This is a genomic window from Pedobacter sp. R20-19 (genome assembly GCF_000708265.2).
Classification (GTDB): domain Bacteria; phylum Bacteroidota; class Bacteroidia; order Sphingobacteriales; family Sphingobacteriaceae; genus Pedobacter.
Genome location: NZ_JCKI01000003.1, coordinates 377,509 through 391,936, shown reverse-complemented (window position 1 = coordinate 391,936; position 14,428 = coordinate 377,509). Strand labels below are relative to the sequence as shown.

11 protein-coding genes are annotated in these 14,428 nt (G+C 36.9%); 9 read left to right on the top strand and 2 right to left on the bottom strand.

From position 1 onward, the window contains the following. Positions 1-73 precede the first annotated feature (73 nt). From AN34_RS09305 to AN34_RS09280, 6 genes are all read left to right on the top strand, one after another. A complete protein-coding gene (locus tag AN34_RS09305; protein WP_029284598.1) occupies positions 74-2,851 on the top strand; it encodes a TonB-dependent receptor in 2,778 nt (925 codons plus the stop codon). A gap of 24 nt (positions 2,852-2,875) precedes the next feature. Beyond that, positions 2,876-4,132, top strand: a complete 1,257-nt coding sequence (locus AN34_RS09300; RefSeq protein ID WP_029284596.1) for a hypothetical protein — start codon at positions 2,876-2,878, stop codon at positions 4,130-4,132. 5 nt (positions 4,133-4,137) lie between these two features. Further along, positions 4,138-5,214: a phytase gene (locus AN34_RS09295; protein ID WP_029284594.1), complete on the top strand. Its 1,077-nt coding sequence runs from the start codon at positions 4,138-4,140 to the stop codon at positions 5,212-5,214. 377 nt (positions 5,215-5,591) lie between these two features. Beyond that, positions 5,592-6,323: a YafY family protein gene (locus tag AN34_RS09290; RefSeq protein WP_029284592.1), complete on the top strand. Its 732-nt coding sequence runs from the start codon at positions 5,592-5,594 to the stop codon at positions 6,321-6,323. Between the two features lie 46 nt (positions 6,324-6,369). Next, positions 6,370-6,777: a VOC family protein gene (locus AN34_RS09285; RefSeq protein ID WP_029284590.1), complete on the top strand. Its 408-nt coding sequence runs from the start codon at positions 6,370-6,372 to the stop codon at positions 6,775-6,777. A gap of 314 nt (positions 6,778-7,091) precedes the next feature. Beyond that, positions 7,092-8,486 carry a DASH family cryptochrome gene (locus AN34_RS09280; RefSeq protein ID WP_029284586.1) on the top strand — a complete coding sequence of 465 codons (1,395 nt, stop codon included), beginning with the start codon at positions 7,092-7,094 and terminating at the stop codon, positions 8,484-8,486. 434 nt (positions 8,487-8,920) lie between these two features. On the opposite strand, the gene AN34_RS09275 is transcribed toward AN34_RS09280, so the two are convergent. Together AN34_RS09275 and AN34_RS09270 are read right to left on the bottom strand one after the other, a co-directional pair. Beyond that, complete coding sequence (locus AN34_RS09275; RefSeq protein WP_029284584.1) at positions 8,921-9,235, bottom strand: hypothetical protein; 315 nt, start codon at positions 9,233-9,235, stop codon at positions 8,921-8,923. Positions 9,236-9,568: 333 nt separating this feature from the next. Continuing rightward, entirely contained in the window at positions 9,569-10,690 is a 1,122-nt protein-coding gene (locus tag AN34_RS09270; protein ID WP_029284582.1) for a two-component regulator propeller domain-containing protein, read from the bottom strand. A gap of 176 nt (positions 10,691-10,866) precedes the next feature. On the opposite strand from AN34_RS09270, the gene AN34_RS09265 reads away from it, so the two are divergent. The 3 genes from AN34_RS09265 (at position 10,867) to AN34_RS09255 (ending at position 14,410) form a co-directional block, all read left to right on the top strand. Next, entirely contained in the window at positions 10,867-11,766 is a 900-nt protein-coding gene (locus tag AN34_RS09265) for a winged helix-turn-helix domain-containing protein (protein ID WP_029284580.1), read from the top strand. A 321-nt stretch (positions 11,767-12,087) separates the two neighbouring features. Beyond that, the gene (locus AN34_RS09260) at positions 12,088-12,447 is read left to right on the top strand and encodes a helix-turn-helix domain-containing protein (RefSeq protein ID WP_029284578.1); all 360 of its coding nucleotides are present in this window, start codon (positions 12,088-12,090) and stop codon (positions 12,445-12,447) included. Between the two features lie 1,309 nt (positions 12,448-13,756). Then, entirely contained in the window at positions 13,757-14,410 is a 654-nt protein-coding gene (locus AN34_RS09255) for a CPBP family intramembrane glutamic endopeptidase (protein ID WP_029284576.1), read from the top strand. Positions 14,411-14,428: the final 18 nt, after the last annotated feature.

Here is a 14,428-nt window from a genome sequence, read left to right as displayed (position 1 = left end):
TCCATTAATTTTCTGTTGTAAAGTAGGGTATACACCTTTGTGCCGTCGATAATAAAAGACCATATCAAACGCAATGAATAAACTATTACAAATTCTGTTTTTTGTTCTCTTTTGTGCGGGCACAGCCAATGCAACAAAAATAAAAGGACACGTTTACGATAAGCAAACCGGAGAAGCAATTGTAGGTGCTACAGTGGTGATGGAAAACCCCAGACGAGTAACCAATACGGGCCTTGATGGAACTTTCGAATTTAAGGCGGTAGCCACAGGCCCGGCCACCATCAGTGTGAGTTACATTACCTATAAAACCATTACTAAAACCTTTACTGTAGAAAAGGAAGATAATGAGCACTTAAAGTTTTATTTGGAAAGTGATTCAAAAAGTCTGGATGATATAACCATCAAATCAAACCCGGTGAGCTCAACAGATCAGGGTGCCCGCAGACTGGAGAAAAACGCCATACAGATTATGAATATTGTTTCTGGTAAATCAATCGAAATTTCGCCAGATTTAACCGTGGCGAATGTAATGCAGCGTGTGTCGGGAGTATCCATTGAGCGGAATAGCAATGGCGACGGACAATATGCCATTCTTCGGGGGATGGATAAACGATACAATTACACATTAGTAAATGGAGTGAAAATTCCAAGTCCTGATAATAAGTATCGCTATGTGCCGCTTGATCTTTTTCCATCTGATTTACTTGATCGGTTAGAAGTTTATAAAACACTTACGCCAAATTTAGAAGGCGATGCCATTGGAGGTGGAATTAACATGGTCATGAAAAATGCTCCAGGTAAATTTCAGGTAAATGCTAATCTGGCTACTGGCTACAGCCAGTTGTTTTTCGACCGGAAATTTGCTAGTTACAATGCTTCAGATATTCAATATAAATCGCCATACGAACGTAATGGAAAAAGCTATAATGCTACTCAAAACGATTTCACTAAAGGAACACTAGATTATAAGTACAAAAGCCCTGCACCGAATCTTATTGGGAGTTTATCTTTAAGTCAGCGGTTTCTGGATAACAAGTTAGGCGTAGTATTGGCCGGAAGTTATCAAAATACTTATCGCGGCAGCAACAGTACTTTTTATAATAACGCCGTTACCGGAACAGATGCTTATGCAGTGATTACCAGTAAAAGTTACCGTGAATTTTCAGAGCAGCAACAACGTACTGGTTTGCATGGAAAGGTAGATTATGTTTTCAATAAAAACCACCAGTTAACGCTTTACAATGTTTACGTTAATCTAAAAAATCAGCAGCTAAGAGATGCGGTGACAACCACATACAATAGTGTTTACAATCCAACGGCTGGTAATGCCGAATTGGTTTACAATACCCGAAGCCGTTTAACTGAACAACAGATCTACAACAGTACCTTGCATGGTGATCATAAATTCTTTGATGATAAATTTAAGGTGCAGTGGTCGGCGGTTTATTCTTCAGCCAAAAATGATGTACCTGATAATACCAGTATCAGCCTGAATGGCTTACAGCAGAACTTTCAAAGTAACAGAACAACTTTAGTAAATACTTCTCCGGTAAACCGCAGGTGGGAGCGCAATACCGATGAAGATTTAGCTGGCTATTTAGATCTCACTTACCGTTTAAATATTGGAAATAACAAACTGGATGTAATGGCTGGTGGGTTGTACCGCGATAAACAGCGCAGCAGCTTTTTTAACAATTATACACTTGCACCGGGTGCTGCCGATGCGGGCCGTGTTTATGGTGTAGACTTTCAGAACTATACTGATTTGAGTTTAATTGTAACCAACCCAACAGGTGCAGTAGCTAATCCCTTAACCTATGATGCATCAGAAAAAATTAGTGCAGGTTATGGGATGTTCAAATATAGCTCATCAAAGCTTGAAGTGGTAGGTGGTGCCAGAGTTGAACATACCAACCAGGGGTATAACTTGCTTTTCCCTGCCGGTGAAACATTTCCAAAAGGATCACAAGTATATACTGATGTTTTACCGAGCTTAGCGGCAAAATACTTTTTAACAGAAAAAGCACAATTGCACGCTTCTTATTACAAGGCCCTTAATCGCCCTGGCTTTTATGAAATTGTACCTGGAAAGGTAGTGAATGAAGAGTTTCAGGAGCGAGGTAATCCAAATCTGAAACGTGCCTTGGCCGATAACTTTGATTTACGCTATGAGCTTTTCCCTGGTGCATCAGAGCAGTTTATGGTTGGTGCTTTTTATAAAAAGATCAAAGATCCTATTGAATATACTTTTCAGGCCGATGCCACTCGTGGACAAGATATTTATTATACCCCAGGAAATTTTGGCACAGCCCATAACTATGGAGCGGAGGTAGATTATATCAAGTATTTCAGCAAGATAGGAGTAAAAGCAAATTATACCTATACGCATTCTCGCATTACTACGCCAAAAACAACCCGAACCATTGACCCGCTTACCGGTGATATTAAGGCACTTTCAGTAGATCAGGAAAGACCACTTTTCGGCCAGTCTGAACATATTGGAAACCTCTCTTTATTGTTTAAGGATACTAAAAAAGGTTGGGATGCGCAGGTAGCTGGTGCTTATACAGGTCCACGAATTAATACCGTTTCACAATTCCTCAACAATGATTTATGGCAGGAAGGATTTGTACAGATGGATGCGTCAGCCGAGAAACGTTTTAAAGGTGGCATCAGCATATTTGTAAAGGCAAACAACATTTTAAATACACCAACTAAATTATTCATTAAAGGTACCAACCCAGAGAATGATAAAATCAATGAAGATCTGATTAAAGACGGGCGTACACTCATTAGAAGTGATTACTATGGTCAGAGTTATTTACTGGGCTTCAGATATAAGTTTAACTAATCGAAATTTTAAAACAAAAAAAATATGAAATCGAATCAGATTTTTAAATTATTCATCCTTTTGGTACTGGCCCTTGCGGGATGTGAAAAGGCCAATATTGACGTAGATACTTCCGTTGTTGATGGTTCGGCCATTGGTGAAGTTTCAGGTGTATGGGCAAAAGGAAGTACGCAGGTAATCAAAGGGGATATCATTATTCCGGAGGGTAAATCGCTTACTATTGAAGAAGGCGTAACCATTTTAATGGATACCGTGGCCAAACCTGAAATTGTGGTAAAAGGAAATTTATATGCCTTGGGAACGGCAGATAACCCGATTAAATTTACTGTAAATGAATTTTACAAAACCCCGCAGAAGAAATTTGGTAAACTTTGGGGCGGCATACTGGCCGGGCCAACCTGTGAGGAACTGGTGCTTGATCATACGATTATTGAATACGCAGGTTCAACCACTTCCGATGCATCAACCTCTGTAAAAATGGGACTTTATAAAGCCGTAGCGGGTGAAAACCTCCCTGCATTATGGTTTGCTAATGCCAAAGGCAAACTGGTGGTGCAAAATAGCGTGTTCAGAAACCTTCAGGAAGATTGTACCTATATAGAAGGTGGAAAAATCATTTTTGCCAACAATGTTTTCTACACTACTGGAGTAGCTGGTGGCGAGGCGATGAACTTTAAATCGGGATGTTTGGCTGATATCGCTTATAATCTGATTTATAGCACCAACACAAATGCCTTAAAACTTTCCAATACGGGTGATAAGGTACCGCAAACCTATATCATTGCTTATAACAATACCATGGTAAATACCGGCTGGAGAAGACCAACCGCGAAAGGTGGTTCAATATGGTTGGAAAGCACTGTGCGTGCAGATTTACACAATAACCTTTTTGCCAATACCCGTTTTGGTATTAAAAGAGATCCGAAAAAGCCAGAAGATGCTCGTTCTGTATACAGCAATAACTGGTATTATGGTTTTGATCAGGTTACAGTGAATCAATTTCAGCCTAAAGGCGATATTGTTGGCGGTAAAAATGACATAATTGGAACTGTTGCGGGCGATAACGAACCTAAATTTGTGAATTATCCATTAAACACGTCAACAAGCAATGCCGATTTAAATACCTCATGGGATTTCCATTTGCAAGGAAATTCACCAGCTTTGAGCAAAGGAATCACCAACTTTACCCGTCACCATCAGGCAGGCATTGTCATGAAAAACGGTATCACTTATACATCACCAGCACCATCTACATTTATTGGTGCATATGGCACAAAATAATAAAAATGAAGCATAAAAACTTGATTTACATCGCCTCTGTTGCGGTGTTAAGCTTAACCATTTCTTGTAATGGTAGGGCACAGCAAATTAATAATAATGAAGTAAAACCTTTATATGTATCTGATCCTGTTGATTTTGATACAGATGACCCGGCCATTTGGGTAAATCCGGCCGACCCTGCCAAATCTTTAGTGATTGGTACGGATAAAGATACCAATGGTGGATTGTATGTTTTTGACCTGAAAGGAAAAATTATAAAGTCGAAAACTGTTAAGGGGTTAAAACGGCCTGATAATGTTGATATTGCCTATGGTTTAAACCTTGGTGGTAAAAAAACGGATATTGCCGTAACCACTGAGCGCTACACGCATAAATTGCGGATGTATAGTTTGCCAGATATGAAACCTGTTGACGGTGGTGGTATTCCGGTTTTTGTTGGTGAAACCGGAACAGAATATAGAGACCTTATGGGGATTTCCATGTATACTGATCCTAAAGGACAAATTTATGCCATTGTTGGCCGTAAATCTGGTCCGAAAGAAGGAGGGTATTTATGGCAATACCTATTAGCAGATGATGGAAAAGGTAATGTGAAGGCAAGGTTAGTGCGGAAGTTTGGAAGCTATAGTGGCAAGAAAGAAATTGAGGCTATTGCAGTAGATACTGAATTGGGTTTTGTGTATTACTGCGATGAACAGTTTGGCGTACGAAAATATTATGCAGACCCTGCAAAAGGCAATCAGGAACTGGCGCTTTTTGGGCAGGGTGATTTTGCGGTAGATAATGAAGGTGTTGCTATTTACAAAACGGCTGAAAACAACGGCTATATATTGGTATCTGATCAAGGCGCCAGGCAGTTGAAAGTATATAGCAGAACGGGTAAGGGTGGTGCTAAAAATGAGCACCCATTATTAATGACCATAAAATATTCAGCCAACCAAACCGATGGAATAGATGTGGTTTCTGTACCGCTAAATGCTGATTTTAAACATGGTTTACTGGTGGCCATGAGTGATGACAAAACATTTCATTTTTACCGTTGGGAAGACCTTGCTGGTAAAAAGTTAGAGGTGAATCGTTAATTGAGGTTATAAAAGTTATGAATAAATCTGTAAGGCTTTAAAAACCTTACAGATTTTTAGTACTTTAAGCTTCGTGGGGGGGACTATAGCGTAAATGCAGATTGATTTTTTACTGATTTCTAAAAACGTAGAATGTTTCTGATAATTTTGTTTCGAAAAATGGTGTAACTTGAATTAAAATATCGCAGCATAAAAAAAATGAGAGATCAACCCGGCTTTACACAAACAGAAATGGTTAAGCCCATAGAGAGCGATTAATCACAGGTAGTCTATATGTTTATGAACTGCCGATTATGCTGTGATATAGAGTTATAAATGCTTCTGCCAACTACGGGGGCATGGCTTCAAGACCACCAATTATATGAAATGAAATAAAAATGGACAGCAATGATATAAAAAGGCTTTCTAGACTTACTGCTATACTAACCATTCTACAAACAAAGCGGATTGTTACATCATTAACCCTTGCTAAAAAGTTTAATGTAAGTGTTCGAACAATTTATAGAGATATTAAAGCATTGGAACAAGCCGGTGTGCCAATAATTGCTGAAGAAAGAAAAGGATATGCCTTAATGGAAGGGTATAACATTCCGCCCGTAATGTTTACCGAAAGTGAAGCAAATGCTTTAATAACGATAGAACAATTGGTGCAAAAAAATAGTGATAGTTCTTTGATAGAAGAATATACGGAGGCGATCAACAAAATAAAGGCTGTTTTATTGTATTCAACAAAAAACAAGGCTGAATTACTTTTTAAAAGAATTGCCATTAGTCCTGTAATCCCAAACAGAAATACGAGTAATTCATTAACCTTAATACAAAATGCGCTGACAGACTTTAAGGTTTTGAAAATCACCTACCAATCAGCACCAAATAATGATAAAACTATCCGCAACATAGAGCCATTTGCCTTCTACTACAATTTACAAGAGCATTGGTTGGTTATTGCTTTTTGCCAGCTAAGAAATGATTACCGTATGTTTAGATTAGATAGAATTTTAAAAATAGAACCACTTGAAATTTCGTTTGAACCACATGAACTCACCTTAAAAGATTTTTTGGACACCAAAGAAAAAAACTTTACTATACCTGACATACAGTTGTCATAATGCCATTCTACTTTTGTGCTATTATTAATTTAAAGACAAAAGAAAAATGGATAAAGCAAATTTAGTATCAGTAAGAATTATTACCGCTGACATCAAACGATTGGTTCAGTTTTTTGAGCATGCAACAGGCACAATAGCCAAATGGGCAACAGATGACTTTGCAGAGGTTATATCTGAATCTTTTACTTTGGCAATTGGAAGTACAAGAACATTGGCTTTCTTCGGAGAAGGCGTTGCCGAACCTGTGACTAACAAAAGTATTATCATAGAGTTCCTTGTTAAAAATGTGGATGATGATTATGAGCGAATTAAAGATTTAACAAGCGAAATTGTTCAAAAGCCTACAACCATGCCTTGGGGTAACCGTTCATTATTATTTCGTGATCCAGACGGGAATTTGATAAACTTTTTTACGCCAGTAAGTGAAGAGGCAAAAATGAAATTCCTCTATTAGCTTACGTTTGGAAATACGAACACATCCCATGAAAGAGTATTATAATTACCAATCAATAATAAAGAAGGATTATACGCTACTGAATTAATCCACATCATTTCGTTACAGTTATTTATATAAATCTACACACACGGCATATTTGCGCTAGAGTAGGCTATCCAATTGATGGAATGAGCTATATTGAATTCAATTATATCGAACCTTTTTGCCATAGAGGTGTTAGTTTGAAACATTTGGTATTCTCGCGGCAGATTATAATAGATTAGTGTTTGCTAATGAGGTTACTATCTGTAAGCCTTTAAATATTGTAGCAAATGGCGAAACGTGGTTTAGTTTGGTTTAAGAATGATTTGAGACTGCATGATAATGAGGCCTTATACAGGGCGCAAGAAGAATGTAGTGAGCTAATTTTTTGCTATTGTATTGAAAAGAAAGATTTTGAGAAACTGGAGCTTGGATTTCGAAGAGCAGATGTGATCAGATTTAAGTTTATGCAGCAGTGTGTTCTTGATTTGAGAACTAACCTGGAAATGATTGGTGGGCATTTAATTATCGGCGAATTTTCGGCATTAGAAACCTTGCCTGTACTGGTTGAGAAATACGGTATAACCGATATTTATGCGGAAAAAGAATATGCCAGTTATGAAATTAATTTAGTTGATCAGGTTATCAATGCACTTTCGGATACGAAGTTTCATTTTTTCTGGGGCAAAACACTTTATCATGAAGATGATATTCCTTTTAAGATTGCAAAGATCCCGCTAACGAGCAAAGCCTATCGAATTCCTGTTGCAACTCATGCCGAGCCTCTAAAAACTTTTAGCCGGCCAGCTAAACTAAATGCCATTAAAAATATTAAAACTAAAAAATTTCCGTCTTACAGTGTTTATGGGTTTGCGAAAAATGAATATGAGAAAGCGAAACCATTTATTGAAGGGGGAGAAACCGCGGCCTTGGAAAGATTGGAATATTATACCTTCAAATCTGAGCTTTTAACGGGTTATAGATGGAGCAGAAATAAATCAGACGGGTTAGACTATAGTTCAAAATTCTCACCATATCTGGCATTGGGCTGTATTTCGGCAAGGGAGATCTATGAAAAAGTAAAAAATTATGAAGCAAAAATTAAAAAAAATCAAAGTACCTGGTGGCTGATTTTTGAACTGGTATGGAGGGATTATTTTACATTTAAGGGGATGCGTTTTGGTGATGCGATCTTTAAAACAAATGGCTATAAAAATAAGGAAGTAGACTGGGAAAATGATCCGGTGAAGTTTGAGAAATGGTGTATGGGTACTACAGGTATTCCTTTAATTGATGCGCACATGCGGCAGTTGAACCAAACAGGATACATGAGTAATCGTGGCCGAGTAAACTGTGCAAGTTATCTAGTACATGATTTAAAGGTAGATTGGACATGGGGTGCGTCTTATTTCGAAGCTAAATTAATTGATTATGATGTTAGCTCAAATTGGATGAACTGGCATATGCAGGCATTTGAGATTTGGTATACAAACCCTGTTCATCAATCTAATAAATATAAGACGCAAGATTTTATCCGCAAGTGGGTTCCTGAGCTTTCGAAAAGGAATGATATAGAGACGTTAATTCCTTGGGAGTATGATATTCCAGCATACCCCAAACCTATAGAAATCTATAAAAAGTGGAGTAGAGCAATTAACTTGATACGTGATATAGTGATTAAATAAGGCTAATTGAATTAATGCGAATAGATCAATTTGATTAAAAAATGACTACCTGGTATTTGTATTAAAACCATCTTATTTAAAGGCAGAACGGTCGTCCTTTCGAGGTACGAAGCAATCTCCTTCTCGTAGTATGGAAAAAAAGTGTGGAAGGTCTGACGGAAGCAAATTAACCAGTCCTCCCTGCATGCGGCACCCTGAAAGATGGGAATTACGATCGCTTCGATAAATATTTTTTTCATCGTCCTTTCCCTTTCAGGGGAAAGGTAATGACAGGCGGATAGGGGGCTTAATTCACCTCAGTCTGCGGTTAGACGAGTATTATATTTACAAATTTATAATGAAGAAGGATTATGCTTTGTTAAATCAATCCCTGTAAATTAGTTATTGAATAAACCTGCACAAACAAATTATACGTGCGTTAAGCGTTGCACGATTCATCTTCCGATTAGTTTTAAATTTGCGATTGGGATATCTAAAAATTCCTGGTAACTGGAGGAATTTGCAGGCTCTTCATTTTTCTGTGAATGTTCTGCTATCCTTACCGAAACCATTCCATTTTTTTTGAGCGTACCTTCAATAATTTCACCTACTGAAAAACATTTTTCTTTAATCCCTACAAAGCCACCTACAGTAATTTGAGCGCAATATGCATTTGTAAATTCGTAGGAATATTTTTTAACAGTGCTTTTTTTACAATTAAATAAAAGTATTATAATTAATACAATGCTTAATAGTTTTGCTGTTTTCATTCTATAATTCATAAATTATATTTTTGATTTAGAAGTAATTCCATAACGATTAGTGCTATTAAAATGCTACACTGAAAATATTTATCAGCATATCTTTTTTGTCCCCGCGCTAGCGCATGTATGCTGTGTGTGAAAACAAAGAAGAAATTTAACTACAAATCAATTAGAAGAGACAATTATATTTTGCAATTATTAATGTAAATAAATTACTTAACGATTTAAAACTGCACACTACATGAGTGTGCAGTTTTATAGTATTTATTTATACCTGATTAGAATTTATCACTCCGGTTTGTTAAACACCTGGTTGCTATGCACATTATTTATCCTTAATTACTTTTTAAAGTCTGTGATGGTTTTGTGTTGTCCCTCAGGTAGGTTGGCATCATAACGATACACGCCTTTCAAACCACCAAACCAAATGCTACCATCGTTAGCTGCTAAAATCCCACAGAGCATATTATCATTCACCTTTATTTCAGTTACAATGGACTTATTATCTAACAAGGACTTTTCATCATAACGAGAAAGTACCCAATTTTGGTTCTTAACACTTTCTGAACTCGTCCAGATATTGCCCTTTTTGTCTTCGTAGATGTAACCCACAAACTTTTGAGTAAAGTTGGTAAATGTTTTGCCGTTATAGCGCCAAAGTCCATCAGCGCCACCAAGCCAGATATTGCCTTTTTTATCTTTAATGATCGAACGAACGTTTGTGAAAGGTTTGCCGTTATTATTGATGATCGTGGTAAATGTCTTTCCATCATAAACGGTGGCATAGCCCCTTGTTCCAAACCAAAATTTTCCTGTTTTATCTTCGCTGATCGCATTAACATCATTATGCATCCAATTATTTTTAGGAAGCGGATGTTGATAAAATGAAATATGGACAGAGTCAGCTTCAGTATGAACAGGTTCAGGTCCTGTATAGACAGAATCAGCCTCATTAACAGGAGGGACTTCGTTCATTTTAAAATTTTGAAAGGATTTCCCATCGTAAAGGCTTGCTCCGCCTTCAGTGCCAAACCAAATATAACCAGAGTTATCTTCATAAATATTAGTCACCCGATCATTCGCAAGGCCGTCTTTGGTTGTGAAATTCCGAAAAGATTTTCCATCATAGTAATAAACTCCAGAACCAATAGAAGCAAACCAAAAATTTCCTTTTCTATCTTCTAAAACTGAAAAAAAGCGAACCGAATTCTCTTTACTGGTCATATTGGTGAAAACCTTTCCGTCATAACGAATAATACCTTCACCTGAAGCAAGCCAGATATTTCCATGCCTGTCTTGCTTAATAGTACGGACAATGCTATTGGGGCCGTAAGAAGTGGTTACATTTTTGGTTTCAATTACATTTTGAACACTACTTTTTTGCTGTGCCAGTAAGGGGAAATAAGTTACGCCTACCATTATGATGAGCAGGCTGTAAAAAACGTTTCTTTTGTTTTTCATCTGTATATGATTTTTTAACGGTGATGAATCTATCATGAGCAATATTTATTATTGTTTGCTCCTGATGGTTTCAGATACTATTTAATTGATTCACCGAAATTACTTTGATATCTTTCCGTCAGAAGAATCAGGATTGTAAATAAAAATGTAAACTTTGTAAATAAAAACTTGACCATATGCATCTTAGCCTTAACTCTCTCTCCAGAAAGCACAAATACTTGTTCGGATTGATATCACTTTCCTTTATCTCTTTAATCTGTGCGGCTTTTAGTATGACTGGCAGCGATAATTTTGATTTTGCGAGGAGGGAGGTTTTGCTCCGTAGAATCGGACATGAATTACTTCTACAATCGGGCGACAGTACATCAAGAGTACTTCCGGTAAAAAAGATTGCAGAAAATGAATACCAATTCGGGTTTGAGAATGAACTTACTTTTCGATCGGATTCTCTGGTAAATACTACCCAGCGTTTGTTGGCCAACGACCCTTTGGCAAGTGAATATGTGGTTAACGTGCTGAACTGCGGCAACTCAAGTGTAGCCTATGGATACGCCATATCTAAAAATAAAAAAGATGATATTATTGCTTGCGTAGGAAGAGTGCAACCCAGAGCTTGTTACATGATTAACATTAAATTCAAACCGACCGGAATTAATATATCAAAGAATGGATATCTTTTCGGCAGTCTGCCATTTCTGGCGCTTGTTGGTTTTATTTTTATGAGATCTGTTAAGCCTAGAAGGATTTTACCTGATGTGCAACATGCTAATATGTTCACTTTAGGCGAAGTGTTATTTGATTCGAAGAATCGGAAGCTCATCATAAATGAAAAGACAATAGATTTGACCGGAACGGAAGCTCGTGTTCTGATCATTTTCGCATTGTCTCCCAACGAGACCATAGAGAGAAGCCGACTGCAAAAAGAGATCTGGGAAGATGAAGGTGTGATTGTAGGCCGTAGCTTGGATATGTTCATATCAAAACTTAGAAAAAAACTGGAAGTTGATCCAAATATCAAAATTGTTGTAATACGGGGAAAAGGGTATAAGCTTGAAATTAACAGTAGTGTGGTATAATTAAATTGGTATGAATAGATAAGAGTTAGGCTGGTTGGTGAGACACCATCCAGTAGGTTAGCATTAGCCTAAAAATTGTTTACAGAGAAACTTTTCGCATACAAAATACCCTCCAGTACTACTGAAAGGTTTGTGGACCAACTGTGCATTTCTCGAACCATTTCCTATCTGATTTGCATTTAATCGAGGATATGGCAAAAAATATAGCATAGCATTCAACACTTATTGGTTGCTCTATTTCTGCTTAATGATTGGCTGTGTTGTTTCAAAATACTATCAGTATTATTTGATAAGGTTTGTGTGCTACTTTAAACCCTAACGATGCCTGAATTTTTTCACGACAAACGACTATATTATACACCAATAGAATTTGCTCTTAGTCATCTCGGTGGAACTTGGAAGATGCCCATTCTATGGCGTTTACAAGAAAAAGCGCAGCGCTTTAATGAACTTAAAAAGGATATACCTCATATGACCGACAAAATGCTAACAAGCCAACTAAGGGAGTTAGAAAGCAAAGGATTAATCAATAAGGAAATATTCCCGGTAATACCGCCGAAAGTTGAATATAGCCTAACAAAAAAAGGAATGAAGGCTATCCCTATCATCGAAACAATTATGAAATACGGTTATGATCTAATTCAAGATGCAGGAATTGAGTTTCCGCCAAAAAAAGCATAATGATAATCTTTATTTGAGGCCTACCAAATTTGCATTAGACCTCGCTAGTGAACACGTGCCGCATGTGAAAAACCCATCTATCGATTGGTGTCTCACTAACCGAAAAACTCATGCCAATAAATTCAATTGATATCAACAGATTGAAGAGATAAAACTTAGGCTGGTTGGTGAGACACCAACCAATAGGTTAAAATCCTTAAGTTTTCCTTAAGTTACTTATACTAATTTAAGCAAAAAGTCATGCTGATCCTAACAATAGATTGGCATTCAAAAGGTAGGAAATATAAAGGAAAAAAAGGAGGAAAACCTTAAATACAAATAAGAGAAGTTTTGCATATGTTGGTTTTACCAATTGGCCTCGTTCTTATTCAAAAGTATCGTGTTTCGATAGAGGCAATCACAGAGACAGGGTTTCCTTGTTCTTCAAATCAGGATACTAATAAAGGCACTAGAAGTTAGTTTCGGAAAAAGCAGGCTTAAATAGACCCTTACTTTCCATATTGCCAGGCATACTTTCGCAACATCAAATAAATAAATACATAAGTGATGTTAATAACGGGAGGAAATTCCAAAAATTCGATATAAGAGATATGCTATGGGAAGAGTAAATAAAAAAAGCAAAATAATACTATTCTTAATTTTCTTTTTAGAGATTGGCTTTCTTATTAGAGCTTTCATTATTTATTCTTTTTATAACAATGATGAAACTTACGGTGATGGAGTTTCCAATCTATCCAAATATAACCATGATTTTTATTTAACTATATCAATTTCATTTGTCGTAACTGCATTGTTAATATTGGGATGTATTTTATTTCAAAAAAAATAAAGTGGAGAAATGAAAAGCAGGTTAATTGAACGCAATAAAGAATCGCTAATATTTGGTTTGCATTTCTGATGCTTCCATAATCAGAGAGGAGCGCAACCACTGACACCGAGAATGAACCCCTGATTTTCTTCCGCTGCGACCAATGTTGAATACCGTATGCGCCATTCGACAATAGTATCAATGGTCTTTCAGATTTACAATCATAAGAAATAGATGTTTAGTGAGCCTGCCAAGACGATTTGTCAGGTATAGTAGCGCTAACTATGGAAGTGAGGATGGACGAGGTGGAGTGATATTCTATTGAGGTTCTTCTTCCTGGGCTCGGTTTTTTGGTCCTAAGGAAAGTATCAGTGCGTTTTATACGATACTTTACCCTTTATTATTTCTGGCTATTCCCTAGGGTAGCATGGCAACCGTCCAGGTAATGTTGATGTACTATCCATGTTGTATTCTCTATATTTGTAAAAATGAATGTCTTATATGAAGCTGATACAACAGAATAAATGGATTTCTCTTATTCTACTCGCCGTTGCATTTTCATTGATTTACAATCCCCTAACGAAGTTCCCTTTTACCTTCTGCGTAATCATTGTATTTATTTTAATTACTGCCTATTTGCAAAATGGAAGCTTAAAGGAATTGAATTTTAAGAAACTTAATTTTCATGATGTGAAAATTATTTTAATTTCCTATCTCACATTGGAGTTAGGTGTGGATTTCTTTGTGCAACCTTTAATTAACTGGCTTTGCAATGAGCCTGCCGATTACTCAACTTTTGAGCATATTAAAGGGGATGCGTTCCAATATTTCAAATGGTTGTTTAGCATGTGGATCAGTGCCGCAATAGGAGAGGAACTGTTATTTAGGGCTTTTGCTTTCGCCCAGTTGAAGAATGTGTTTGGCGAGAAGAAGGGGTTCATCGTTCTGATATCGTCATTGATGTTTTGTTTACCTCATTTATATCAGGGGGTTGCCGGTCTGATCATGACCTTTATCTTTGGGATCGTTTTTGCGTTGTTGTATATGAAATATCAGAATATCTGGGTCAATATCATTATACATGGATTAATTGATTCAGTGTTCCTTACGCTTAGCTATTTTGGATATATCGAGTTTTATCAGTTCATGTGGTAGAAATATCTCGTGAATTCA

What these genes read in the sequence shown, in the direction of transcription:
- AN34_RS09305 (WP_029284598.1), top strand. Translation starts at nt 74, where the DNA reads ATGAATAAACTATTACAAATTCTGTTTTTTGTTCTCTTTTGTGCGGGC.
- AN34_RS09300 (WP_029284596.1), top strand. Translation starts at nt 2,876, where the DNA reads ATGAAATCGAATCAGATTTTTAAATTATTCATCCTTTTGGTACTGGCC.
- AN34_RS09295 (WP_029284594.1), top strand. Translation starts at nt 4,138, where the DNA reads ATGAAGCATAAAAACTTGATTTACATCGCCTCTGTTGCGGTGTTAAGC.
- AN34_RS09290 (WP_029284592.1), top strand. Translation starts at nt 5,592, where the DNA reads ATGGACAGCAATGATATAAAAAGGCTTTCTAGACTTACTGCTATACTA.
- AN34_RS09285 (WP_029284590.1), top strand. Translation starts at nt 6,370, where the DNA reads ATGGATAAAGCAAATTTAGTATCAGTAAGAATTATTACCGCTGACATC.
- AN34_RS09280 (WP_029284586.1), top strand. Translation starts at nt 7,092, where the DNA reads ATGGCGAAACGTGGTTTAGTTTGGTTTAAGAATGATTTGAGACTGCAT.
- AN34_RS09275 (WP_029284584.1), bottom strand. Translation starts at nt 9,235, where the DNA reads ATGAAAACAGCAAAACTATTAAGCATTGTATTAATTATAATACTTTTA.
- AN34_RS09270 (WP_029284582.1), bottom strand. Translation starts at nt 10,690, where the DNA reads ATGAAAAACAAAAGAAACGTTTTTTACAGCCTGCTCATCATAATGGTA.
- AN34_RS09265 (WP_029284580.1), top strand. Translation starts at nt 10,867, where the DNA reads ATGCATCTTAGCCTTAACTCTCTCTCCAGAAAGCACAAATACTTGTTC.
- AN34_RS09260 (WP_029284578.1), top strand. Translation starts at nt 12,088, where the DNA reads ATGCCTGAATTTTTTCACGACAAACGACTATATTATACACCAATAGAA.
- AN34_RS09255 (WP_029284576.1), top strand. Translation starts at nt 13,757, where the DNA reads ATGAAGCTGATACAACAGAATAAATGGATTTCTCTTATTCTACTCGCC.